This is a genomic window from Sphingomonas sp. P3_C5 (assembly GCF_056402635.1).
Genome location: NZ_JBFUHA010000005.1, coordinates 24,198 through 45,858, shown reverse-complemented (window position 1 = coordinate 45,858; position 21,661 = coordinate 24,198). Strand labels below are relative to the sequence as shown.

Sequence of the window (21,661 nt, the reverse complement as noted above, 5' to 3'; positions counted from 1 at the left end):
GCTGGCGGCATTGACGCGCGCACCGGGCGCGGCCACGCCGCCCTTCTCGACGCCCGGGTGCGTTAACTTCAGGTGGGATGGGCCTGAGCAAACACGGAAATGATATAGCCTCAATGCGATTTCCTCGCCTGCTCAGCCGAGCCTCAAACGACATGGCGATCGACCTCGGGACGGCGAACACCGTCGTTTATCTGCGCGACAAGGGCATTGTTCTCAACGAACCCTCGGTGGTTGCGATCGAAACGCTGAACGGCGTGCAGCGCGTCCGCGCGGTCGGCGCCGAGGCCAAGCTGATGATGGGCAAGACGCCGGAAGGCATCCGCGCGATCCGGCCGATGCGCGACGGCGTGATCGCCGACATCGACGTCGCCGAGCAGATGATCAAGCATTTCATCGACAAGGTGCATGGCGGGCCGAGCCGGCTGCCGCGCCGTCCCGAGATCGCGATCTGCATCCCCTCGGGCGCGACCCCGGTCGAGCGCCGCGCGATCCGCCAAGCGGCGGAGAATGCGGGCGCGCGGATCGTCCATCTGATTGAGGAGCCGATGGCCGCGGCGATCGGCGCTGGGCTTCCCGTCACCGAGCCGATCGGCGCGATGGTGGTCGATATCGGCGGCGGCACGACCGAAGTCGCGGTGCTGTCGTTGCGCGGCCTTGCCTATAGCACCTCGGCGCGGGTGGGCGGCGACCGGATGGACGATGCGATCGCCTCCTATATCCGGCGCAAGCACAACCTGATGGTCGGCGAATCCACCGCGGAGCGGGTGAAGCTCGAGATCGGCATGGCGAGCGTCGACCAGGCGCGCGAGGGCGTCGTCATGACCGTGAAGGGGCGCGATCTCGTCGCGGGCTATCCCAAGGAAGTCGAAGTCAGCCAGATCGAGATTGCGGGATCGCTCGCCGACCTGGTCGGCCAGGTGGTGGAAACCGTGCTCGGCGCGCTCGAAAAGACCGAGCCCGAACTGGCCGCCGATATCTATGACCAGGGGATCGTGATGACCGGCGGCGGATCGCTGCTAAGGGGGATCGATGCGGTGCTGGCGCGGGCGACCGGGCTGCCGGTGGCGGTGGCGGACGATGCGCTGATCTGCGTGGCGCGGGGGGCCGGGCAGGCGCTGGAGGATCCGGTGTATCGGGGGGTTATGACTTCGGCTTGAGGGGGGCGTGGATTGTGCGCCTGACAAGGTTGGTCGGGTAAGGGTGATCTTAATCCGACATGGCCTATCCAGACCCGAGTTGCTCCGGAGCCACCAATAACCGCTAAGGGTCGATCCGAATTGATCGAACAGAAGATCGCAGAATGTCACGCGACGCTTGCCAATTCGGCGAGCAAAGTGTCGAAACTTGGGTCGACCAAACCATCCTATGGCGCGGTGTCCGCGCTCGCGGGGCTTGTCGCGATAGTCGTGGTTCTCGGCTCAATCGGATATCTGTTGATTCACCTTGCGCCGCACAAGACGACGATGATTACCCATAGAGGCGTCGGCTCGGTCGACTCCGCATTCAAGACCAGCGCTTTCATCTGGGCCGGGCTCTCGCTGGCGATGATGTTCAAACCCAAGGTCGCGTTCGGTAAAAAGCTGACATTGGCGCTGTGGCTGAGCCTGGGCGGTTTTCCATCGCTGGCCGTGGCGATCGACGACCATAACGAACGGGTCGCCGAGACACGGATATTTTCGAAGGGTGGGGTCGAATCCACCAAGAACTATCCAATCGTCGGGACGCGGATCGACCACGGGTGGAGCGGCGGCGTAAGCTATCGCGCCATGATCGATCCCCACAATCATGGCCATCGGCAGGACTTGCGTATTTCAGCGGCCGACTTCAACATGATCGGCACCGTGGCGCCGCATGATATCTATTCGCCGAAGGCTCCGGACGCCAAGTTTTGCGTTACTCTCAAGCTCCAGACCAGTGGAGACAATGAACGTATCCTGTGGTCGTCGTTCGACATGTTGCCTTTAGGCTGGATTGCGCCCTGCACCGCAGCGCAGACCGCGCGCTTTCAACAAGCCTATCACGAAGAGCACTGGTTCATCTCACACCGACAGAATGCAAAAGACTCAAGCAGGAAGCTGCCGACAACGACAACGGGATCGAGCAGTACAGAGCCAAACACCCCGATGCGCCACAATTTCACACCGGATCTTTCAGCGGCCCGGTCAGGCGTTTCACACCGGCTGATGTGGGGCCGATATATGGTGGCTACGGCCCCACGCAGGCAGTCATTTGCGCTTAGGGCGACAGCCCTCATGACCGGCTCGATCGCAGCTTTGAAGTCATTTATGCAGCGCCCCGCCGCGTGAAATCGCTCACCCAGTTGGTCTCCCAGCTCTGGCCGCCGTCCGCGGACATAGCCTGTTCCCAGCGGGCGGAGACTGGGGTGATCCGCGACCAGGTAATGCGGGTCTTCACCGGCCGATCGTCCTGGACATCGTCGCCGAGCAACAGACCCGTCGCGCCTGCGAAGCCGCCGCGGGCGGGCGCGCCGATCGCTCCGGGGGCGCTGCCGTCAAGCCACCAGCTCTGCCATTGCTTTGTGGTGGGATCATAAGCGCGAAGGCCGATGCCGCGGCGGACCCTGTCCGGGCGATTGAAGACATTGTCGCCGACATTGCCGTGGCCGCCGAGCACCGGCCAGTTGACCAAGGTGCCGTCGAATTCCTCCCAATCCGTGCTGCCGACGAGCCTTTGCTTGAGCCGGCGATGATGCACCGACCAGCTCCCGACAAGGAAGTTCCAGTCGTCGGGCGCGCCATCCAGTCGGGGCATCGGCTGCGGCTCGGCAGCGGTGCGGGTGAAGAAATTGACCCAGTTGACCTCCCAGGTCCTGCCCTTGTCGGGCGAGAAGGCCTGTTCCCAATGCGGCCGGGCGCTGTGGATATCGAGCCAGCGGAAGCGCGCGGTGATCGGCTTGCCGCGCAACGTATCGTCGCCGAGAAAGACGCCGGTATCGCCCTGAATCGTGCCGGACACCGGCGGCTCGATCCGGGTCGGATCGCGGCCGTCTAGCCACCAGATCGACCATTTGCCGGTGGCGGGATCGAAGGCGCGCACCGAGAGGCCGCGATAGGTGCCGCTCGGGATCGCCACCACATTATCGTCGACATTGCCGAGGCCGCCCAGGGTGCGCCAGAACACGCTCCTGCCGGGGAATTCCTCCCAGCTTGTATCGCCGACCAGCCGCTCCTTCAGTCGGCGGTGCCAGACTTGCCAGGTGCCGACCAGCCAATCCCAATCGCGTTCGTGCGCAGGGCCGGCCATCGCCCGCGCCAGGGCGTCCGGGATGCCGAAGCCGGCAGTGCCGAGCGCAAGGGCAGCGAGGACATCGCGGCGCGCCAGCAGGGGTGCGGCTCCGGAAAGCATAGGCTGGATCATGTATGGCTCCACGATGGGTGCGGTTGCGAAGGTGCGGCAGGCGGGCAGCGTTGACTATGCGAGAGTTGCGGCTAGACCCCAAGGCAGACTTATGGTCGACGATCGCCGCTTCCCTTCGCTCGCCTCGATCCGCGCCTTCGAGGCGGCGGCCCGGCTGGAGAGCTTCGCCCGGGCCGGGCAGGAGCTCGGCACCTCCGCAGCCTCAGTGAGCTATCATGTCCGCCAGCTGGAAGAGCAGATTGGCGTAGCCTTGTTCCGGCGCCATCCGCACCGGGTCGAGCTGACCGAGCCGGGCGCGGTGGTGGCGCGCGAGGCGACGGACGCCTTTGCGGCGCTCCGCGCGAGTTTCCTGCGCGCGGCGGACATGGACGAGGCGCGGCTGTCGCTCACTACCCTGCCGACGATCGGCACGAGCTGGCTGACGCCGAAGCTCGGCCGCTTCCGGGCGCAGAACCCCGAGATCCTGCTCGAGCTCGAGCTGTCGCAGCAGGCGCATGATCTCGGCGCCGGGCGCTATGACGCGGCGATCCGCAACGGCCATGGCCGTTGGCCGGGCTTGCGGACGGTCGGGCTGTTGCCGAGCATCTTCATGCCCCTTTGCATTCCGGCGCTGAAGGATGCGGCGATCGGGATCGACGATCCGCGCCGCGTACTGGAGGTGCCGCTGCTGGGGCGGCCCGACTGGTGGGCCTTGTGGTACCGCGCCCTTGGTTTTGCCGATGGGCCGCCGCCGGAGCGGTTCGGCACCAATCTCGCGACCGAGCATATGGATGTGGCGGCGGGGCTTGCCGGGCAGGGAATCGTGATCGCCTCGCCGATCCTGTTCGCGAGCGAGATCGCCGCGGGGCGGCTGGTGCCGGCGCATGATCTGGTCGCGGGGGACGGGCGATCCTTCTGGTTCGCCTATCCGGTCGCGCGGCAGCACAGCCGCAAGATCGCGCGGTTTCGGGAGTGGCTGTGCGACGAGGCGGCGCGCGATTGCGAGGCGGGGCGGGCGTTTATCCGCGGGGCGGTGGTGGTGGCCGCTTCCTAGGACCGCGCGTGGGCTGGTTCAGGGTGTCGAACCGGCTGGATCCCTGGGGAGGGGCTGAACTTAGCTAACGCGACCTCCACCCTCAAAGATGGATGACGCCGCGGCGGGCGGCGTGGGCTACGGCGTCGGTGCGGCCGGTCGCATCGAGCTTGTCGATCACGCGGGCGACGTGGAACTTGGCGGTGTCGGGCGCGATGCCGAGGCGGAGGGCGATCTCCTTGTTGGAGAGGCCCTCCGCGAGCAGGATGACGACCTCGCGCTCGCGTGGCGTCAGGGGCTGGGAGAGGGTTTGCCCCCCAACGTCCGCAGCCGAAACCACCACGTCCGCCGCATCGCCGTCGGCGACGATCCGGATGCCGGCGACGCCCCCGAGCAGCGCGGTGAGGCGGTCGGCGAGCGCGCCGTCCTCGATGCGAAGGGCGAGCGCGATCGGACCGGCGGGAGCGTCGCTCATCCGCGTGGCCGCTCGCCGATGATGATCTCTACCTCACACTCCTGCCCGCCGCGCCTGATCCCGACGCTGACATGCGTGCCGATACTGTCCGGGCCGAGACTGTGGAGGAGCCTGGCGACCGAGCCGACTGGCTCCCCGGCCCAGCGGGTGATCACATCGCCCTGGTGGAGGCCGGCGGTAGCGCCGGGGCCGCCCGGTTCGACCGCCATGATCATCGCGCCTGTCTGGTCGTCACCGATCTCGACCTCGCGCAGGCCCAAGCCGAGATAGCCGCGGGGGATGCGGCCATGGGCGAGCAGCAGGGCGGCAACCCGATCCACGGTCGCGCCGGGGATGACGAGCGCGCGGCGGCGGGGGCCGAGGACGGCCATGCCGAACGCGCCCTGGCCGGGATCGAGGGCGAGACCGCCCTCCCCGCGCGCGGGCAGCCGCAGGTCGAGCTCGATACGCGCCGCGATCTCGCCGCCGCGCATCGAGCGCCATGCACCGCCGACCGCAGCGACGACGCCGAGCGCGACGAGCGATGCGCTTTCCGCCGCGCCGATGGCGAGGGCGAGCGACCCGGGGCGGGGCGCGGTGGCGGCGAAGGAGACAGGCGCGAGGGGGGTACCTTCGACGCGGAGCAACGCGATATCGGTGGTCGGATCGCGGCCGATAAGGGTGGCGGTGCGGACCTCGCCACCGGCGAGCTCGACAAGGACCTCGCCGCTATCGGCCAGGGTTTCCTCCGCGGTCACGATCAGATTCTCGCGCCAGACGAAGCCGCTGGCGAGCGAGCGGTGGGAGGCGACCTCGACGATCGACGGCGCGGTCGCCGCTACGAGATCGGCGAGGCCGGTGGAGAAGAGGGCGAGGGGCGAGCTGGTCATTCGAGAGACTCCTTCGCCACACCATGTGCGCACGAAGGGCGCGGTTCGCCAGCTACCCGGTCAGGTAGGTGCGCGGGTAGTGAGTTTAGTATAGTGTCCCCGAATTAGTTGTCGCGTTCGTCGGGAGGGGGCGGGCGGCCGGTCCATTCATGCTCGCCCTCGGCGAAGCTGGGGATTGGTTTGCCATGGGCGTCGCGGGCGGGGGCGAAGCGGAAGCGTTGTTCGACGAGGCGGCAGGTGACGGCGTCATAAGCTGCGTTGCCGCTCGATCGGGTGATGGCGCAGTGGGTAACGCGGCCGGTCGCGTCGATGGTCAGGCGGGTCAGCAGCGATTGGGGGACGCTGCTTTCCCACACCGCCGCCGGGTAATCCGAATCCTTGATGCGGCCGCGCACCAGGCGCGGCGGGGTGTCGTCGCCATCGCCGTCGCCCGAGCCCTGATCGCCGCTCCCGGTACCCGTGCCCTGGCCGCCCGCGCCCGTGCCGGGACCTGGCACGTCGCTGGCACCTGCCGATGGGGCGGTGCCGGGGCCGGCTTTGGGTGCGGCGGCGATGGTCTGCGGTATTGGCGGGGGGAGCGTCGGGGCCACCAGGTCGGTCGGCTTTGCCTTGAGATTGGCGGGCGACGCTGCGCCGTCGGGCTTGTGGCTCTTCGGCTTGGGCGGGGTGACGTGTTCGACGGGCGGCGGCGGTGGGCTCGGACTGACGCTGAAGGTCTGGAGCATTTCCGGCACATGGCCGCCGAGGCTGACCGCGAGGCCGGTGATCAGGAGATAGCCGATCAGTAGCTGCACCAAGACCGCGACGATCGCCGGGGCTGGCGAGCGCGAAGGACGGTACCGGTCGGGCGGCTGGTCGAATGCCGAGAGTTCTAGTGCAGTCATCATGGCTTAACGCATGAGCATGGGTTCGGGGCTTTGGGCGACGCCTGTCCATGTACGCCCCGCATGTTCAACCCGGAACTCTTCGCCGGCGAACAAGAGAAAGAAGAAAGGCGCGGTCCCACCCTCTCGCCCGGTAGTGCCGGACGAAAGGGTGGGATGCGTCACCTCACTGGCTTCAGCTCGGCCTCACCACACGCCGGCCGATGCAGAAGGTCTTCGGGTTCGGCGAGCCCGGATCGTCGGTCAATCCGTCGGTCAGCCGCCGCCGCGTCGTCAGCGTCACCGTGTAGGAGCAGGTCGGCCAGGCCGAAATGTCCTCATGGTGGATGCCGAAGCCGCCGCGCACGGTCGAGGGCGGCGGTGGCGGGTTGGTCAGCGAGACGCCCGGCGCAGCGGTCGCCAGGCCGATGCTCCAGTCGCGGATCAGTTCGTGATCGACACTATATTCGATGTCGAGATCCGTGCTGAGCGGCGAGCAGGGCGTGCCGCCACCGCTGTGGAACTGAAGCAGGTCGAGCAACGAGACCTGATTCCAGTTGTTGATCCGCACCTTGTCGATCTGGTTGGCATAATCAGGCGCGCCGCCCATGTTGACCGCGCCAATGGTGCTGACCCGCGTCGCCTGGAAGATGATGGCGCAATCGACGCCGTTCTTCTGGTCGACGACCGGCACTTCCGTTCCGGCCAGTACGCTGGTCGGTGCGTTGCCATTGGGCACGACCCCGGCGATTGAGTTGAACCCCATCAGATAGCCGCTGAACGCATCGTCGAGCGCGTCCTGGTCGACCAGGATCCAGCCATCCGCGTCCGGCACGATGAAATGTTCGGGCGGGCTCGGATCGGCATTCGGGATCGGCGGGGTCGGCGTAGGGTTGGTGCCGCGGATCCGGATGGTCTGCAGCGTATTGGGGTCGCCGTTCCACAGGCAGTGACGCGTGCCGACCAGCACTCCATGGACGAAACCGGGCCCGATCGGCGTCGGCTGCACGGCGCCGGCCGGCTGGAACAGGAAGCGGTACGCCATATTCTCGCCTGGGTGCGCGGGGTCCTTTTTCGGGCAGAAGCCGCGCAGGCTCATCGCGCCATAAAAGCCGAAATCGGGGCCGCCATGGCCACCGCGCGGGCCTGTAGTGAGGCCGGTCGCCGCGCTGATATCGCCGCCGCCGATGACGCTGAAATCGCCGATATGCGTAAACCAGGGGTGATAATCGACACCGACGCACACCAGCTTGCAGAAGCGCACACAGCGCCAGCCGCAGATCCAGTGGCAGAGCTGAAGCGCGAAGGCTTCGAACTTGTACTGCTTGATCAGCGCTGCCCATGCCTCGACATTGCCGGTGCCGACGGCGGTGCTGAAGCGCATCAGATCCGTCGGGTTCTGCGCGAGCTTGACCAGCGCGGCGGCGAAATCATGCGCCTCGCGAACCTGGAGCGGCCCTTCGATCGCCTTGAACGGATAGGCGCGGGCCAGGGTCAGGCAGACCAGGACACAGCGCCACGAACAGAAGAATTCACAGACGAAATGGCAGCGCAGCCCAAGCCGCGCGGCAGTGATCGCGGCACCGAGTTTGGCTGTGTCGCCGGCGGTGGAGGCGGCAACCGCTGCCCGGAACGCCTTTTCGTCCTTGAACAGAACGGCGATGGCCCGCGCCGCGTTCTGCAATTCGGCTGCCAGCACCGGACGTTCGATCTTGCCGACATGGCAGATCCAGCGGCACACCAGACGGTAGCGGATGATGCACAGCCAGTGGCAGAAGAGATGCGCATAGGGCTGGATCTCGAGCTTTTTCAGTATCTCGGCAAAGCCGGCACGATCCCGCTTCACCAGGACATCGGCGATATGTTTGGCGAGCTTCGGATCGTCGCCGATCCGCGCAATCGCTTTGGCAAGCACGCGGGGATCGAGACCCGTTGCCGCGACAGGCGGCCCGGCCAGCTCCAGGCACAGGAAGACGCATTCCTTGGTGCGAATCCAGTGACAGATCCGCTCGCAATAGAGCTGCAGATTCGCCTGCGCGATCACCGACTGGAATTTCTCCGCATCCTCGGCGCGGAACGCAGCATAAGCGGCTTCGAAACTGCCCCTTGCCTGGAGCAGATTGGCCATTGCGTCGGATTGCCCGAGCAGATCGCCCAACACTTCTATGTCTTGAATATGGTCAGTCATGATTGCTTTCCTCAGGATGAAAATTCCCCGGTCTGGGGATGCGACCCTGCGGATAGAGGTGGCATCAAGTATCGACTCGATTACATCGCCTCGGTGAGCGGCACTATCGTGGCCTCATGATCCTGTATTGTTTGAAAACGACATAAAGTTTTATTTAACTGAGAGAGTTTTTATCGGCACGTCAATTTACTGCGTTTCAAACACTTGGCGGCAATCTCGTCGTTTCTGTACAATCTTCGTATCGGGTACGTATCGATTTTGGCGGTGCTTGATATCGACTTGCAGAGCTAAGACCGCGATCGCTGAGCGGGGCGCGGGACCGTTCTTGCCCGCCTTGACGGCGGGATCCCCGGAAACCATCTACCCCCTTGTATAGTCAGCAATCTTGTACGAAATCAGCGTACCCGCGTTGCGGGAACGTTCTCAGCCATCGCGCTTTGTTGTCGCGATGACGTTTGTCTGCAGAGAGACCCATGACGAGCAGTGATCCACCCTTCTCAACACTCGTTCGCAAGCTGCGCCAACTGGCCCAGATCGACGAACAGGACGAGCGCGCAATCCTCGCCCTGCCCCATCGGCTTTCCCAGGTCCGGGCGCGCCAGTATCTGGTCCGCGACGGTGACGTGCCCCGCGAATGCTGCCTGCTGATCCAGGGCTTTGCGGCGCGGAGCAAGCTCGCGGCGGATGGCGGGCGGCAGATCGTCTCCTTCCATATCGCCGGCGACATCCTCGATCTCCAGCACCTGTTCCTCGAACAGGCCGACCATAATGTTCAGGCGATCACTGACGCGACGGTCGTGTGGATTCCGATGGGCGCGCTCCGCGCGCTGATCGCCGAGCGACCGACGATCGGCAATGCCTTCTGGCGCGATGCGCTGATCGACGCCTCGATCTTCCGCGAATGGGTGCTGAACGTCGGCCGCCGCGATGCGAAGACTCGCGTCGCGCATATGCTGTGCGAGTTCATCGTGCGCTGCGAGGCGGTCGGCCTCGGCACGCCGCAGCGGATGAAATTGCCGTTCACCCAGGAAGAGATCGCCGATGCGACCGGCCTGACCCCGGTGCATGTCAACCGCATGTTGCGGGAGCTGACGGAGGAAGGCCTGATCAGCCGGAAGGGCGGCTTTCTGGAGATCCAGGAATGGGAGGGCTTCCGGCGCGCCGCTGCATTCGATGCGGCATATCTCCACGCGGCGGCCTGAGCGGCCGGGACGAAACGGACGGGTTTGGCAGCAATGACCCGCTATTTTTTACATCTCAATGAATGCGGCACCGTGCTTGACGACCCCGAGGGGCAGGAATGCGCCTCGCTCGAGGAGGCGACGCATGTTGCGATCGTCAATGCGCGCGATGTGATGATCGGAGAGATGCGGGCCGGCAGACTGTGCCTCGACTGCTATATTTCCATCGCGAACAGCGCGGCTGAGGAGCTCGGGCGGGTCTATTTCCGGGATGCCGTGGTGGTGACGGGCCGCTGACCCGGGAGCCTGGCGCTCACCCGCAATGCGTATATTTCCCAATGGGCGCATGAGGTTGCACCCGGTAAAGGCGCTGCAACGGCATGACCAAGGCAGCGTTTGTGACTCAATTCGACCATATCGACGACACCTCTTTGAAGGCGCTCGTCGACCTTTTCTATGACCGCGTTCGGCACGATGACCTGATCGGGCCGCTGTTCAACGACGCGATCGGCGACTGGCCGGGGCACCTCGAAAAGCTGACCGCTTTCTGGTCCTCGGTGATGCTCTCCAGCGGACAGTATAAGGGCCAGCCGGTACCGGCGCATTTCCGGCATCGCGATCGGATCGCGCCGCAGATGTTCGAGCGTTGGCTCGCGCTGTGGCGGCAGACCACCGCCCAGCTGTTCGCGGCGCCCGCCGCCGCTGCGCTTCAGGCCAAGGCCGAGCGCATCGCCGAGAGCCTGAGCCTCGCTTTATATTTCACCCTCGAACCATCCCCCGCCGGCCGTGCGACAATGGATGCGTCCAGCGATATTGCAGACGGCAATCGGGGCCCTTGAAGTCGCTTTTCCGCTTACTAGATTTTCCTCGCCGGACGCCGAACCGGGTCCGGTTGGACATGGAGGGCGCCGGCTCTTCTACCGGCGCGGCTCATGCCCAGATTGCTCTTGAGGAGGATTTGGAGATGAGAACCAATTTCGACTTTACGCCCTACAGGCGGTCCACGGTCGGTTTCGACCGGTTGTTCGACCTGCTCGAAACCGGGATGCGCGGCGATGGCAGCGACGGCTATCCGCCGTTCGACATCGTGAGAGAAGGCGAGGACAGCTACCGCATCACGCTTGCGGTGGCGGGCTTCGCGCCCGGCGATATCGAGGTGGTCGCCCAGCAGAACCAGCTGACCGTCACCGGCAGGCACGCCGAGGGCAACCACGGCGAATATCTGCACCGGGGCATTGCGGCGCGGCCGTTCGAGCGCCGCTTCCAGCTCGCCGACTTTATCGAGGTCGGTGCGGCAAACTTCGAGAATGGCCTGCTCAGCATCGAACTGAAGCGGGTCGTACCCGAGGCGATGAAGCCGCGCCGGATCGAGATCGGCGGTGCGAGCCCCGCGAACGACCGGATCGAGGCACCGGCGGCCGAGAGCCGCGAGGCCGCCTGATCCATTACCCTGGCTCACCGGCGCCGCGTGCGGCGGCCGGTGGGCCATCCCTCCCACCGCAGAACAGGAGAAAGAACCATGGCTATCCGTGATCTGATTCCCTGGAGCCGGCAGGAGAACCGGCTCTCCGTTCCGGCCGGCACGCAGCGCGACCGGGACGACCATCCCTTGCTGTCGCTCCACCGCGAAGTGAACCGGCTGTTCGACGATGTCTTTCGCGGGTTCGGCGCGCCGTCCTTCGGCGGGTTCGAGCGCGGCCTGTCCTGGCCGAACCTCGAGCTCGGCGAAAGTGACAAGGAGATCCGCATCACCGCCGAGCTGCCCGGGCTCAGCGAGAAGGATGTCGAGATCGTCGTCGAGGACGGCGTGCTGACGCTGCGCGGCGAGAAGCGCTCCGACGTCGAAGACAAGGAGCGCGGCTATTCCGAGCGCAGCTATGGCCGCTTCGAGCGCCGCATCGGCCTGCCGCGCGGCATCGAGGCGGACAAGGCGGCTGCCTCTTTCACCAATGGCGTGCTGACCGTGACGCTGCCGAAATCGGCGGCGGCGAACGAGAATGTCCGTCGCATTCCGGTGAACTCGCAGGCGGCATGAAGACGCAGGCTCGTCCGGGGCACCAGCCCCGGGCGGGCAGCAGCCTCTGCGGCAATCACGATCCAACCCTGACCTGTGCACGTAGCACCAAGCATCCTCTCAAGCTTCGTCACCCTGCTCGTCACGATCGGACCGGTCGAGACGGCGGTGGTGTTTGCGAGCCTGACCGCCGACGTCCATCGCGGCGAGCGGCGCAGCCTTGCGCTGCGCTCAGTGGCGATCGCGGGCGGGGTGCTGCTGCTGTTCGCGGTTGGCGGCGCGCTCGTCCTGTCGCTGCTCCATATTTCGCTGCCGGCGTTCCGCGTCGCCGGCGGGCTGTTGCTGTTCCTCCAGGCGCTGACGCTCACCTTTTCGAGCCCCGGCCTGTCGTCGCTGAGCGAGGGGGAGAAGCGGGACGCCGAGCGGCCGGGCGACATCGCCGTATTCCCGCTCGCCTTTCCGATGATCGCCGGGCCGGGCAGCCTTTCCGCCGCGGTGCTGGTGATGGGCCGCACCGCCGGCTGGATCGAGGCGGCCGGAGTGATCGCGATGGTGCTGGTGTGCCTGGCCCTCACCTTTGTCGCGATGCGGGCGGCCGAGCGGTTGATCGCGATCCTCGGTCGCACCGGGGCCGATGTGGTCAGCCGCGTTTCGGGCATCCTGCTCGCTGGACTTGCGGTGCAGTTCGTATTCGATGGGCTGGCCGATGCGCCATTCCTGCATTGAAGGCGCGCGATCCGCTTATACGACCAGCATCGCCACCGCCGCTGCCGCCATCACCGCCGTCGCCGTCCAGCCGAAGAATTGCAGGGGCAGCGAGGCGGTATAGTCGCCCATCGCGGATTTGCGGGTGACGACGATCATCATCACCGCCATGATCGGCACCGCGACCACGCCGTTGATCACCGCGCTCCAGAACAGGGCCTTGATCGGATCGATCGGCGACCAGTCGATGCCGATGCCGAGCAGCGTGGAGATCGCGATGACCGCATAGAAACCGCGCGCCTCCCATGGCTTGTGCTCGAGCCCGACCTTCCAGCCGCGCGCTTCGCCGATCGCATAGGCGGTCGAGCCGGCCAGCACGGGAATGGCGAGCAAGCCGGTGCCGATGATGCCGAGGCTGAACAGCAGGAAGGCGAACTGGCCCGCGACCGGCTTCAGCGCGCTCGCCGCATCGGCAGCGGTGGCGATGTCGGTCTTGCCGGACGCGTGGAGCGTCGCGGCCGTGCCGATCATGATCGCCAGCGCGACGAGGTTCGAGACCGCCATGCCGGTAAAGGTATCGAGGCTGATGCGGCGGAATTCGGCGGGCGCTTCTTTCGGGGCATATTTCAGCGCGTGCTTGGCCGAATCCTGATCGATCTCCTCGACCTCCTGCGAGCTCTGCCAGAAGAAGAGATAGGGGCTGATCGTCGTCCCGAAGATCGCGACCACGGTGGTGATGCCGCTGACACCTGCGATGGTCGGCCAGACCAGGCCCTTGCCGGCCGCGCGCCAGTCGACATGGACCATGAAGACCAGCGCGACATAGGCGAGCAGCACCAGCGTCAGCCATTTCAGGATGTTGGAATAGCGATGATAGGGCGCGAACATCTGCAGGAGCAGCGACACAATCGCGAAGCCTGCGGTGAAGATGTGATCGCCCCGGCCGGCCACCAGCTGGGCCGCCTCGCCCATCGCAGCGAGATCGGCGCCGATGTTGATGGTGTTGGCGACGAACAACAGGCTGACCAGCCCCATCACGATCCAGCGCGGCAGGATCTTTGCCATGTTGCGGGCGAGGCCGGCATCAGTGACACGGCCGATCCGCGCGCTGACGAGCTGCACCGCAGTCATCAGCGGATAGGTGAGGACCAGGGTCCAGAGCAGGCCGAAGCCGAATTGTGCGCCGGCCTGGGAGTAAGTGGCGATGCCGCTGGGGTCGTCGTCCGCGGCACCAGTGACGAGCCCGGGACCGAGCTGCTTCAGCACCGAGGTCGGTTCGGCATGCTTTTCCGGAGACGCGTCCAGACTCATTCAGTGTCCTTGGCTCGGGCGGAACGATGGCCGGTCGCGCAGGGGGACGGGATACAGGAGTGATGCCTGACCGTGCATGATCTATGTTAATATGGGCCCTAGGCCGACTTCCTCCAGCGCCAGCCAGTCCGCCATTCGGCGCAGCTCAGCGGTGAGGCGCTCGATTGTTTCGGGCGGGGCGGCGGGCTCGAGATGGATGCGGTGCGCGATCAGGCGCGAGGCCTGGCGATCGGCCTTGAGATCCACCCTCGCGACGATCCGGTCGTCGAGCAGGAAGGGCAGGACATAATAGCCGTACACTCGCTTTTCGGCCGGGGTGTATATCTCGATGCGGTAGCGGAAATCGAACAGCCGCTCCGTGCGGGCACGCTCCCAGATCAGCGGATCGAACGGCGCGAGCAGGGCCGCGGAGCGGATGCGCCGCGGACGCTTCGCATCGCGGTGGACAAAGGCCTGGTGGCTCCAGCCTTTCACCGCGACCGGCACGAGCACGCCCTCCTCCGCCAGTGTCGCGACCGCCGCGCTCGCCTGTTCGGGCTTGAGGCGGAAATAGTCGCGCAGATCGGTGGTGGTGGCGACGCCGTGCGCGCGGGCGGCGCGTTCGATCAGCGCGCGGTGCGCGTCCTGATCTGAGGGCGTCGGCAGCGACAGGATGTGCGGCGGGATGACGCGCTCCGTCAGATCATAGAGGCGCTCGAAGCTGTTACGGCGCGTGGCGGTGGTGACATGGCCTGACCAGAACAGCCATTCGAGAGCATGCTTGGTATCGCTCCAGGCCCACCAGCCGGTGCTGCCCTTATCCTCGAAATCCGAGGCGGCGAGCGGACCCTCCTTTCTGATTCGCGCGAGGATCGCCTCGGCCTCGGCGCGACGCTCGCCGGCGAAGGCGCGCATGGTTTTCCAGCCCGCCTCGCCGTGATCCGCCTGCGCCATTCGCCAGCGGAACAAGGGCTGCAGCGCGAGCGGCAGCAGCGAGGCCTCGTGCGCCCAATATTCGAACAGCCGCCGCTCGCTTTTCCGCCCCCAGGCGGCGCGGTCGATCAGGCTGCGATCATAATTGCCGAGCCGGGAGAAAGCGGGGAGGTAATGCGCGCGGACGAGCACATTGACGCTGTCGATCTGGTGGAGCGACAGCCGGTCAATGACGCGGCCGAGGCGCCCCTGGTCCACGCGATCGGGCAGGGCCGCGCCAAAGCCCTGCGCTGCGAGCGCGATCCGCCGCGCCTGGGCGAGCGACAGCTGTTCGCTCAGGGCCGTTCCGCCAGTCCGGCAGCGCGGGCATAGGCCTCGGCCGCGGCACGCTCGCGCATGTCCTTGAACGCGGTGGACGGATCGGGCGCCTCACCGAGCGCGTGAAGCAGGGCCCAGAGCGCGAAGCGCCGGCCGGGTTCGTGTTCGGTCCAGAAGGCAGTGCCGAGCCGCTCGACGCCGAGCTCGATCGCAGCTTCGTCGAGGGTCTCCAGATCAGTCGTACCGAAATAATGATAGAGCAGCGCGTCGAGATCCAAGCCTATTCTCCGATCAGGTGCAGCGCGAGCTCCCGCCGGTGCGGGCGCCGGCGATGCTCGAACAGATAGATGCCCTGCCACGTGCCCAGCGCCAAGCGTCCATCGACGAGCGGGATCGAGAGCTGCACGCCGGTGAGCAGCGTGCGGAGATGCGCCGGCATGTCGTCCAGCCCCTCATCGTCATGCGCATAGGCTGACGGATCTTCTGGTGCGATGCGGGCGATCCAGGCTTCGAGATCGCTCCGCACCTCGGGCGCGGCATTCTCCTGGATGAGCAGAGATGCCGAAGTGTGGCGGCAGAAGACCGTGAGCAGGCCCTCCCCCATCTCCTGCCCGGCGACCCAGAAGGTGACCTCCCGGGTGACCTCGACCAGCCCTTGCCGCCGGGTCTCGATCGTCAAACTGCCTGTCGCCTGCCTCATGCCGGATGCTATAACGCGCGAAGTGCCAAATGATCGAGCCGGCAAAGGATCGAACCCTGGACGACGATATCTCGCCCGAGGCAAGCAAGCTCACCCGCTCCAAGCAGCGCTGGGCGAGCGAGGGCAAATTCCTGACCGGCCATGTCGCGCGGCCGGAGACCGAGCGATTGCCGCCGGGCCAGCATCTCGTCCGCGACTGGCCTGTGCTCGATCTTGGCCAGCAGCCGAATGTCCCGCTCGAACGATGGAAACTCGCCATTGGTGGCCTGGTCGAGCGTCCGGTCACGCTCGACTGGGCCGCTTTCATGGCGCTGCCGCAGACCGATCTCAGGTCCGACATCCACTGCGTCACGACCTGGTCGCGGTACGACAATGACTGGCGCGGCGTGGCGACGCGCGACCTGCTCGATTTGGTCCAACCGCGGGACGGAGCCGCCTATCTGATGCTGCACGGATCGGACGGCTATACCACCAATGTGCCGCTCGCCGATTTCGCGGCGCCAAACGCGGTCCTTGCACATGGCTGGCAGGGCAAGCCGCTTGCGCGGGAGCATGGCGGGCCGGTGCGGCTGGTCGTGCCGCATCTCTATTTCTGGAAGAGCGCCAAGTGGATCAGCGGGATCGACTTCCTGCCCGCGGACAAGCCCGGCTTCTGGGAAGTGAATGGCTATCACATGCGCGGCGACCCATGGGCCGAGGAGCGCTATTCCTGAGGGCTCCCGCTCGGGCGAGGCACGGCCGGCAGCCGATATGAGTTTTATTCATGGCTTTGCCGAGGAATGATGCTTTGCCGCGCGCAGGCCGGCCTGTCAGGTTTCGCCTGACATCGGGAGACGGGCAAATGGACAGACGGGCATTTCTGGTGGCGGGCGGCGCGGGGCTGGTATCGGCCTCCGCATGGGCAGCCATGCGAAAAATCGAGCCTCCGCATTCGGAAATTGCCGATCCGCTGCATGAAGCGATCGCGCGGATCGAGGCCAGAAGCGGCGGGCGGCTGGGCGTCGCCTTGCACGATACCGGCACCGGCCGTCGCTTCGCCTATCGCGGCAATGAGCGGTTCCCGATGTGCAGCACCTTCAAGCTGTTGCTCGCCGGGGCCGTGCTCGTCCGGGTGCGACAGCGCGCCGAACGCCTCGATCGGCCGGTGCCGGTTCGCGCAAGCGACGTGATCGGCCACGCCCCCTTCGCGGCGAAGCGCGTGGGGGGCACGGCGACGGTCGTTGAGCTATGCCGAGCGATGGTGGTGGAAAGCGACAATGGCGCGGCAAACCTGATGCTCGCCGCGATCGGCGGTCCCGCGGCGCTGACCCGGTTCCTGCACCAGATCGGCGACACGGCGACGCGGCTCGACCGCAACGAACCGTCGCTCAACGAAGCGACGCCCGGCGATCCGCGCGATACGACCACGCCGCTCGCCATGCTGGGCAGCGCCGCGCGACTGTGGCTGGGCGCCGTGCTCTCGCCGGCTCATCGGGCGCAGCTCATTGCCTGGACGATCGAATGCCGGACCGGCCTGGAACGCCTGCGCGCAGGACTGCCGAAGGACTGGCGCGCCGGCGACAAGACCGGGACGGGCGACCGCGGCACCTATAACGACGTCGCGATCTTCTGGCCGCCGCGGCGCAGGCCCGTGCTGGTGGCGAGCTATCTCTCTGAGACCGATCTCGGCGCCGATGCGGGAAACGCAGTCCATGCGCAGGTGGCCAGGGCGCTGCTGGGCATGATCTGAGCGCGTGTCGCGAGACAAAAGCCGCGCGTCGCCCTAATCTTCACCGCGTGACCCGCAAGATCATCCATGTCGATATGGACGCGTTCTACGCATCGGTGGAGCAGCGCGATAATCCCGACTTGCGGGGTCGCCCGCTCGCGGTCGGTGGTCGGAGCGGGCGCGGCGTGGTCGCGGCGGCGAGCTATGAGGCGCGGCGTTTCGGCGTGCGCTCGGCAATGCCTTCAGTCACCGCGCTCAGGCGCTGCCCCGACCTGATCTTCGTGCCTCCGCGCTTCGACGTCTACCGCGCTGTCTCGCAGCAGATCCGCGCGATCTTCCATGACTATACGCCACTGGTGGAGCCGTTGTCGCTCGACGAGGCCTATCTCGACGTCACCGAGAATCTGCGCGGGCTGCCATCGGCGACCGAGACGGCGGCCGAGATCAGGGCGCGGATCTTCGAGACGACCGGCCTCACCGCGTCAGCGGGCATCTCGTACAACAAGTTCCTGGCGAAGCTCGCGTCCGACCAGAACAAGCCCAATGGCCAATGCGTGATCACCCCCGGCATGGGGGCCGCCTTTGTCGCCGAGCTTCCGGTCGGTCGTTTCCACGGCGTTGGGCCGAAAACCGCCGAGCGGATGAACCGGCTCGGCATTTTCACCGGCGCCGACCTGCGCGACCGCGAGCTGAATTTCCTCCAGGCGCATTTCGGCAAGGCGGGGAGCTGGTACCACGCCATTGCCCGCGGTGAGGACGATCGACGGGTCAACCCCGATCAGCCGCGCAAATCATCCGGATCGGAGACGACCTATGAAGTCGATCTCGTCGAGCCAGAGCAGGTCGAGGCGGGCGTGCGCGCGATGGCGGACGATGTCTGGGCATGGTGCGAGAAATCCGGCGGGCGGGGCCGGACGGTGACTGTGAAGGCGCGCTATGCCGATTTTCGTACGGTGACGCGGAGCCGGACGCGGGCTTCGGCGGTGAACGACCATGACACGCTGCACGAGGTGGCGATCGCGCTGGTGCGGACATTGTTTCCGCTTCGCGCCGGCATTCGCCTGATCGGCGTCACCCTGTCGACGTTCGATCAGGCGGGCGAGGACGCGCAGCTCGATCTGCTGGGGCAAGTGCGCCCCGAATGAAGCATGCGTGAGGCGCGCTGCAATATTGCTGGTTGTCACAAAACTGTAACAAACTAGAGGGAGGCCGATGCGGCCACTTCCCACCCTCGCTTTCATGGCCGCGTGCGCGCTCGCCAGTGCTCCAGCCTATGCGAAAAAGGTGCAGCCCTGGCCGACGGTCTATGTCAGCGCGCCGATCGGCAAGGGCTGGTCGATCTCGGGCGAGGTGGTTGGTCGAGCGGACCGCGAACATAGCGGTCCGTCACAACTCGAAACGCGGCTTCAGCTTGGCCACAGCCTCGGCAGCGACCTGACTCTCTGGGTCGGCTATGTCCATGTCGTCAGCTATCCGCCGCTCGGCCGCGTGGGGCTTGAGGATCAGGTCGTCGAGCAGCTCAACTGGAAAGCCGGATCGATCGCCGGCATCACCTTCTCGTCACGCACCCGGCTCGAGCAGCGTTTCCAGCGCGGCGCGAATGCGACCAACTGGCGGGTGCGCGAGCAGGTGAAGGCCTCGCTACCGCTTGGGCATCATGTGACCGGGATCGTCTGGGTTGAGCCTTTCATTGCGCTCAACCAGACATCGAGCGTGCGCAGCGGCTTAGACCAATTGAGGAGCTTTGCCGGGATCTCAGTACCGCTGAGCCGGAGGGTCGAGATCGAAGCCGGCTATCTCAACCAGTTCCTGCCGCGCGCCAGTGGGGACATCCACAATGATGCCATCCCCATAACACTCTCCATCCGGTTCTAGCCTAGATGAACAGTCCAGTGATCCAATAGGTCAGCGCGGCGACCAGCCCGGCCGCTGGAAGCGTGACGAACCAGGCAATGACGATGTTGCTCGCGACATTCCAGCGCACTGCCGAGAAGCGCCGCGCCGCGCCCACGCCGACGATGGAGCCGGTGATGGTATGGGTGGACGAGACAGGGACGCCGCCGAAGGTCGCCATGAACAGCGTGATGGCGCCGCCGGTTTCAGCGCAGAAGCCCTGGGCGGGCGTGAGCCGGGTGATCTTCGAGCCCATGGTGTGGACGATCTTCCAGCCGCCCGACATGGTGCCGATCGCCATCGCCGCCTGGCAGGCGAGCACCACCCAGAACGGCACATGGAAGGCGCCGCTATAGACGCCCTGCGAATAGAGCAGGACGGTGATGATCCCCATCGTCTTTTGCGCATCATTGCCGCCGTGACCGAGCGAATAGGCGGCGGCCGAGAGCAACTGCAGCTTGCGAAAACGCTTATCGACCGCGATCGGGGTGAGTTTGAGGCTTGTCCACGCAACGATCAGCACCAGCACCAGCGCCAGGCTCAGGCCGACTGCGGGCGATGCGAAGATGCCGACGACCGTCTTGGTCACGCCTGCCCACACCACGACGCTCAACCCCGCCTTGGCAATGCCCGCGCCGAGCAGTCCGCCGATCAGCGCGTGGCTGCTGCTCGAGGGGATACCGAGCAGCCAGGTTATGACATTCCACACGATCGCGCCCATCAGCGCGCCGAAGATCACCTGCGCATCGACGATCTGCGTCGAAATGATCCCCGTGCCGACGGTTTGGGCGACGTGCTGCCCGAACACCGCAAAGGCGATGAAGTTGAAGAAGGCGGCCCAGAGCACCGCATGATGCGGCTTGAGCACGCGCGTCGAGACGACGGTGGCGATCGAGTTGGCGGCGTCATGCAGGCCGTTCAGGAAATCGAACAGCAGGGCGACACCGATCAGGCCGATCAGCAGGGGGAGGGAGAGCGTCACCGGCGGTTCAAGCGTGGTCGATCACGAGACCCTGGATCTCGTTTGCGACATCCTCGAAGCGGTCGACGATCTTTTCCAGGTGGCTGTAGATTTCACGTCCGACGATGAAGTCCATCGGCGAGCTGGCACCATGCGCCTTGAACAGGGCCTTGAGCCCGGCGTCATGGATATCGTCGGCATGACCTTCGATCTGGATCAGCCGGGCGGTGAGATCATGCAGCCGGCTGGCATTGCTGCCGACCGAGCGGAGCAGCGGGATGGCCTCAGCGGTCACCCGCGCGGCCTCGACGACGATGCCGGCCATGTCGCGCATCTGCGGCTCGAAGCTGGTGACCTCGTAGAGCTCGATCGACTTGGCGGTGCCGTTCATCTGGTCGATCGCGTCGTCCATCACCCCGATCAGGCTGGTGATCGCGCTGCGGTCGAAGGGCGTGACGAAGACGCGCCGGACATCCTGCAGCACTTCGCGGGTGATATCGTCCGCCTCATGCTCGCGCTTGACGATCTCGGCGATGTTCTCGGCGATCGGACCTTCATTGTGGAGCAGCTTGGCGAGCGCATCGGCGCCCGCGACGAGCGTCGCCGCATGCGCTTCGAAATGATCGAAAAAGCGCCCCTGTGTCGGCATCAATGCCTGAAACCACGCAACCATCGGAACCCTCTTTCTTGCCTTGCTTCGAAATGCCGGCAGCACACGTTGCGCCAGGCTCGCCGGAATGATGGGCTCGCGGAAACCGGCAATAAGCGCTTTAAGTTGCAGTTCTGTGACACTCTTAGCTGCCTGATCCAGATCAAACCAGCGGGTATCGCGCTCAGCCTGTTCGGGCCAGGATTCGACCTGCTCGACCACCGCGATCGGGAAGACGGTGACGGTGAGGTTTCGGCTCCGCCGGGTGCGGCGGCGCTTCAGATAGGTGAAGGTCCCAAGCGGCGTCGGGCACGGAATTCCGCGGATTCCGGCCTCTTCGAACGCTTCCTCGGCAGCCGCTTCATGCGGGGCGAAGCCTGCCATCGGGTTGCCCTTGGGGATGACCCAGCGCCCCGAATCGCGCGAGGTGATCAGCATCACCTGTGCGCTACCGTCGGGCATGATACGATAAGGAAGGGCGCCTACCTGGTCGATGTCAGCTCTCTCCAAATGGTCATCGCTCG

The 21,661-nt window shown here is 65.7% G+C and carries 24 protein-coding genes; 13 read left to right on the top strand and 11 right to left on the bottom strand.

All coding sequences use genetic code 11. The features are described 5' to 3' along the window. Positions 1 to 113: 113 nt before the first annotated feature. Positions 114 to 1,157, top strand: a complete 1,044-nt coding sequence (locus AC1DVS_RS13625) for a rod shape-determining protein (RefSeq protein ID WP_478023838.1) — start codon at positions 114 to 116, stop codon at positions 1,155 to 1,157. 120 nt (positions 1,158 to 1,277) lie between these two features. After that, positions 1,278 to 2,306 carry a hypothetical protein gene (locus AC1DVS_RS13620; protein WP_478023836.1) on the top strand — a complete coding sequence of 343 codons (1,029 nt, stop codon included), beginning with the start codon at positions 1,278 to 1,280 and terminating at the stop codon, positions 2,304 to 2,306. On the opposite strand, the gene AC1DVS_RS13615 is transcribed toward AC1DVS_RS13620, so the two are convergent. Further along, positions 2,284 to 3,378, bottom strand: a complete 1,095-nt coding sequence (locus AC1DVS_RS13615) for a hypothetical protein (RefSeq protein ID WP_478023834.1) — start codon at positions 3,376 to 3,378, stop codon at positions 2,284 to 2,286. The two genes, AC1DVS_RS13620 and AC1DVS_RS13615, sit on opposite strands and share 23 nt — an antisense overlap. A 91-nt stretch (positions 3,379 to 3,469) precedes the next feature. Here AC1DVS_RS13615 and AC1DVS_RS13610 point away from each other — a divergent pair, with 91 nt between their 5' ends. Next, the gene (locus tag AC1DVS_RS13610; RefSeq protein WP_478023832.1) at positions 3,470 to 4,411 is read left to right on the top strand and encodes a LysR substrate-binding domain-containing protein; all 942 of its coding nucleotides are present in this window, start codon (positions 3,470 to 3,472) and stop codon (positions 4,409 to 4,411) included. Between the two features lie 82 nt (positions 4,412 to 4,493). Here the strand turns inward: AC1DVS_RS13610 and AC1DVS_RS13605 are convergent, their stop codons facing one another. From AC1DVS_RS13605 to AC1DVS_RS13590, 4 genes are all read right to left on the bottom strand, one after another. Next, on the bottom strand, positions 4,494 to 4,865 hold the full coding sequence (locus tag AC1DVS_RS13605) for a response regulator transcription factor (RefSeq protein ID WP_478023830.1): 372 nt from the start codon (positions 4,863 to 4,865) through the stop codon (positions 4,494 to 4,496). Next, positions 4,862 to 5,734, bottom strand: a complete 873-nt coding sequence (locus tag AC1DVS_RS13600; RefSeq protein ID WP_478023828.1) for a S1C family serine protease — start codon at positions 5,732 to 5,734, stop codon at positions 4,862 to 4,864. Before AC1DVS_RS13600 ends, AC1DVS_RS13605 begins: the two co-directional genes overlap by 4 nt. A gap of 104 nt (positions 5,735 to 5,838) precedes the next feature. Continuing rightward, positions 5,839 to 6,621: an energy transducer TonB gene (locus tag AC1DVS_RS13595; protein WP_478023826.1), complete on the bottom strand. Its 783-nt coding sequence runs from the start codon at positions 6,619 to 6,621 to the stop codon at positions 5,839 to 5,841. A gap of 172 nt (positions 6,622 to 6,793) precedes the next feature. Continuing rightward, the gene (locus AC1DVS_RS13590; protein ID WP_478023824.1) at positions 6,794 to 8,785 is read right to left on the bottom strand and encodes a hypothetical protein; all 1,992 of its coding nucleotides are present in this window, start codon (positions 8,783 to 8,785) and stop codon (positions 6,794 to 6,796) included. Between the two features lie 473 nt (positions 8,786 to 9,258). Here AC1DVS_RS13590 and AC1DVS_RS13585 point away from each other — a divergent pair, with 473 nt between their 5' ends. The 6 genes from AC1DVS_RS13585 to AC1DVS_RS13560 all read left to right on the top strand — a co-directional run bounded on the left by AC1DVS_RS13585 (position 9,259) and on the right by AC1DVS_RS13560 (position 12,706). Beyond that, positions 9,259 to 9,987 (top strand): Crp/Fnr family transcriptional regulator, encoded by a 729-nt coding sequence (locus AC1DVS_RS13585; RefSeq protein WP_478023822.1) that lies wholly within the window; start codon positions 9,259 to 9,261, stop codon positions 9,985 to 9,987. Between the two features lie 33 nt (positions 9,988 to 10,020). Then, complete coding sequence (locus tag AC1DVS_RS13580) at positions 10,021 to 10,263, top strand: DUF6894 family protein (protein WP_478023820.1); 243 nt, start codon at positions 10,021 to 10,023, stop codon at positions 10,261 to 10,263. An 83-nt stretch (positions 10,264 to 10,346) separates the two neighbouring features. Next, positions 10,347 to 10,805 carry a group III truncated hemoglobin gene (locus tag AC1DVS_RS13575; RefSeq protein WP_478023818.1) on the top strand — a complete coding sequence of 153 codons (459 nt, stop codon included), beginning with the start codon at positions 10,347 to 10,349 and terminating at the stop codon, positions 10,803 to 10,805. Between the two features lie 125 nt (positions 10,806 to 10,930). Then, on the top strand, positions 10,931 to 11,407 hold the full coding sequence (locus AC1DVS_RS13570) for an Hsp20 family protein (protein WP_478023816.1): 477 nt from the start codon (positions 10,931 to 10,933) through the stop codon (positions 11,405 to 11,407). A 78-nt stretch (positions 11,408 to 11,485) separates the two neighbouring features. Further along, positions 11,486 to 12,001: an Hsp20/alpha crystallin family protein gene (locus AC1DVS_RS13565; protein ID WP_478023814.1), complete on the top strand. Its 516-nt coding sequence runs from the start codon at positions 11,486 to 11,488 to the stop codon at positions 11,999 to 12,001. Between the two features lie 75 nt (positions 12,002 to 12,076). Then, positions 12,077 to 12,706, top strand: coding sequence for a MarC family protein (locus AC1DVS_RS13560; protein ID WP_478023812.1), 630 nt, complete (start codon positions 12,077 to 12,079; stop codon positions 12,704 to 12,706). Between the two features lie 15 nt (positions 12,707 to 12,721). Here the strand turns inward: AC1DVS_RS13560 and AC1DVS_RS13555 are convergent, their stop codons facing one another. The 4 genes from AC1DVS_RS13555 to AC1DVS_RS13540 all read right to left on the bottom strand — a co-directional run bounded on the left by AC1DVS_RS13555 (position 12,722) and on the right by AC1DVS_RS13540 (position 15,926). Beyond that, a complete protein-coding gene (locus AC1DVS_RS13555) occupies positions 12,722 to 13,996 on the bottom strand; it encodes an NRAMP family divalent metal transporter (RefSeq protein WP_478023810.1) in 1,275 nt (424 codons plus the stop codon). Positions 13,997 to 14,077: 81 nt separating this feature from the next. Beyond that, entirely contained in the window at positions 14,078 to 15,166 is a 1,089-nt protein-coding gene (locus AC1DVS_RS13550; RefSeq protein WP_478023808.1) for a winged helix-turn-helix domain-containing protein, read from the bottom strand. Between the two features lie 77 nt (positions 15,167 to 15,243). Next, positions 15,244 to 15,504 carry a hypothetical protein gene (locus tag AC1DVS_RS13545; RefSeq protein ID WP_478023806.1) on the bottom strand — a complete coding sequence of 87 codons (261 nt, stop codon included), beginning with the start codon at positions 15,502 to 15,504 and terminating at the stop codon, positions 15,244 to 15,246. A 2-nt stretch (positions 15,505 to 15,506) separates the two neighbouring features. Then, positions 15,507 to 15,926, bottom strand: a complete 420-nt coding sequence (locus tag AC1DVS_RS13540) for a secondary thiamine-phosphate synthase enzyme YjbQ (RefSeq protein ID WP_478023804.1) — start codon at positions 15,924 to 15,926, stop codon at positions 15,507 to 15,509. Positions 15,927 to 15,955: 29 nt separating this feature from the next. On the opposite strand from AC1DVS_RS13540, the gene AC1DVS_RS13535 reads away from it, so the two are divergent. The 4 genes from AC1DVS_RS13535 (at position 15,956) to AC1DVS_RS13520 (ending at position 19,509) form a co-directional block, all read left to right on the top strand. Then, a complete protein-coding gene (locus AC1DVS_RS13535) occupies positions 15,956 to 16,639 on the top strand; it encodes a sulfite oxidase-like oxidoreductase (protein WP_478023802.1) in 684 nt (227 codons plus the stop codon). A 128-nt stretch (positions 16,640 to 16,767) separates the two neighbouring features. Then, the gene (bla, locus tag AC1DVS_RS13530; protein WP_478023800.1) at positions 16,768 to 17,655 is read left to right on the top strand and encodes a class A beta-lactamase; all 888 of its coding nucleotides are present in this window, start codon (positions 16,768 to 16,770) and stop codon (positions 17,653 to 17,655) included. Positions 17,656 to 17,729: 74 nt separating this feature from the next. After that, positions 17,730 to 18,779, top strand: a complete 1,050-nt coding sequence (dinB, locus tag AC1DVS_RS13525) for a DNA polymerase IV (protein WP_478024437.1) — start codon at positions 17,730 to 17,732, stop codon at positions 18,777 to 18,779. A 67-nt stretch (positions 18,780 to 18,846) separates the two neighbouring features. Beyond that, positions 18,847 to 19,509: a DUF2490 domain-containing protein gene (locus AC1DVS_RS13520; protein WP_478023798.1), complete on the top strand. Its 663-nt coding sequence runs from the start codon at positions 18,847 to 18,849 to the stop codon at positions 19,507 to 19,509. Position 19,510: 1 nt separating this feature from the next. On the opposite strand, the gene AC1DVS_RS13515 is transcribed toward AC1DVS_RS13520, so the two are convergent. Both AC1DVS_RS13515 and AC1DVS_RS13510 read right to left on the bottom strand, forming a co-directional pair. Then, the gene (locus tag AC1DVS_RS13515) at positions 19,511 to 20,509 is read right to left on the bottom strand and encodes an inorganic phosphate transporter (protein ID WP_478023796.1); all 999 of its coding nucleotides are present in this window, start codon (positions 20,507 to 20,509) and stop codon (positions 19,511 to 19,513) included. Positions 20,510 to 20,516: 7 nt separating this feature from the next. Further along, a complete protein-coding gene (locus tag AC1DVS_RS13510) occupies positions 20,517 to 21,632 on the bottom strand; it encodes a DUF47 family protein (RefSeq protein ID WP_478024436.1) in 1,116 nt (371 codons plus the stop codon). Positions 21,633 to 21,661: the final 29 nt, after the last annotated feature.

Coding starts and splice junctions, on each gene's coding strand:
- AC1DVS_RS13625 (WP_478023838.1), top strand. CDS start 114: ATGCGATTTCCTCGCCTGCTCAGCCGAGCCTCAAACGACATGGCGATC.
- AC1DVS_RS13615 (WP_478023834.1), bottom strand. CDS start 3,378: ATGATCCAGCCTATGCTTTCCGGAGCCGCACCCCTGCTGGCGCGCCGC.
- AC1DVS_RS13610 (WP_478023832.1), top strand. CDS start 3,470: ATGGTCGACGATCGCCGCTTCCCTTCGCTCGCCTCGATCCGCGCCTTC.
- AC1DVS_RS13605 (WP_478023830.1), bottom strand. CDS start 4,865: ATGAGCGACGCTCCCGCCGGTCCGATCGCGCTCGCCCTTCGCATCGAG.
- AC1DVS_RS13600 (WP_478023828.1), bottom strand. CDS start 5,734: ATGACCAGCTCGCCCCTCGCCCTCTTCTCCACCGGCCTCGCCGATCTC.
- AC1DVS_RS13595 (WP_478023826.1), bottom strand. CDS start 6,621: ATGATGACTGCACTAGAACTCTCGGCATTCGACCAGCCGCCCGACCGG.
- AC1DVS_RS13590 (WP_478023824.1), bottom strand. CDS start 8,785: ATGACTGACCATATTCAAGACATAGAAGTGTTGGGCGATCTGCTCGGG.
- AC1DVS_RS13585 (WP_478023822.1), top strand. CDS start 9,259: ATGACGAGCAGTGATCCACCCTTCTCAACACTCGTTCGCAAGCTGCGC.
- AC1DVS_RS13580 (WP_478023820.1), top strand. CDS start 10,021: ATGACCCGCTATTTTTTACATCTCAATGAATGCGGCACCGTGCTTGAC.
- AC1DVS_RS13575 (WP_478023818.1), top strand. CDS start 10,347: ATGACCAAGGCAGCGTTTGTGACTCAATTCGACCATATCGACGACACC.
- AC1DVS_RS13570 (WP_478023816.1), top strand. CDS start 10,931: ATGAGAACCAATTTCGACTTTACGCCCTACAGGCGGTCCACGGTCGGT.
- AC1DVS_RS13565 (WP_478023814.1), top strand. CDS start 11,486: ATGGCTATCCGTGATCTGATTCCCTGGAGCCGGCAGGAGAACCGGCTC.
- AC1DVS_RS13555 (WP_478023810.1), bottom strand. CDS start 13,996: ATGAGTCTGGACGCGTCTCCGGAAAAGCATGCCGAACCGACCTCGGTG.
- AC1DVS_RS13540 (WP_478023804.1), bottom strand. CDS start 15,926: ATGAGGCAGGCGACAGGCAGTTTGACGATCGAGACCCGGCGGCAAGGG.
- AC1DVS_RS13535 (WP_478023802.1), top strand. CDS start 15,956: ATGATCGAGCCGGCAAAGGATCGAACCCTGGACGACGATATCTCGCCC.
- bla (WP_478023800.1), top strand. CDS start 16,768: ATGGACAGACGGGCATTTCTGGTGGCGGGCGGCGCGGGGCTGGTATCG.
- dinB (WP_478024437.1), top strand. CDS start 17,730: ATGGACGCGTTCTACGCATCGGTGGAGCAGCGCGATAATCCCGACTTG.
- AC1DVS_RS13520 (WP_478023798.1), top strand. CDS start 18,847: ATGCGGCCACTTCCCACCCTCGCTTTCATGGCCGCGTGCGCGCTCGCC.